This window comes from Mesorhizobium sp. M8A.F.Ca.ET.202.01.1.1, assembly GCF_004791595.1.
Classification (GTDB): Bacteria; Pseudomonadota; Alphaproteobacteria; order Rhizobiales; family Rhizobiaceae; genus Mesorhizobium.
This window is the reverse complement of sequence record NZ_SRUN01000169.1, coordinates 1-330: the sequence shown is the minus strand read 5'-3', so window position 1 is coordinate 330 and position 330 is coordinate 1. Positions and strand designations below refer to the sequence as shown.

1 protein-coding gene is annotated in these 330 nt (G+C 63.3%); it reads left to right on the top strand.

The window, feature by feature from the left end:
* Positions 1 to 270 (top strand): response regulator transcription factor (locus EN845_RS34350; RefSeq protein ID WP_135931311.1); only part of this gene is annotated, 270 nt, incomplete at its 5' end.
* Between the last annotated feature and the right edge of the window lie 60 nt (positions 271 to 330).

The following is a 330-nucleotide window of genomic DNA, read 5'->3' as shown; positions in this document are numbered from 1 at the left end:
TACGTCTCGCCGACACTCTCGGCGCGGCTGCTGTCGGACCTCTTGCAGCCCACCAGCCGCAAGCCCGACCCGCTCAGCCAGCTCACCGGCCGCGAAGCCGAGATCCTGAGGCTGGTGGCCGAGGGCCTGAGCAACAAGGAGGTCGCCGCCCGGCTGTCGCTGCAGGAAAAGACGGTCAAGCACCACATGACCCGAGTGCTCGACAAGCTCAACGTGCGCAAACGGACGGAGGCAGCGCTCTTGATGCATGAAGCGAAGGAAAGACCGTAGTTAGGGGAGCAGGGCAGTAAGGGAGTAGGAAAGAAAGCGTTCTGCCCCACTCCCTATTCC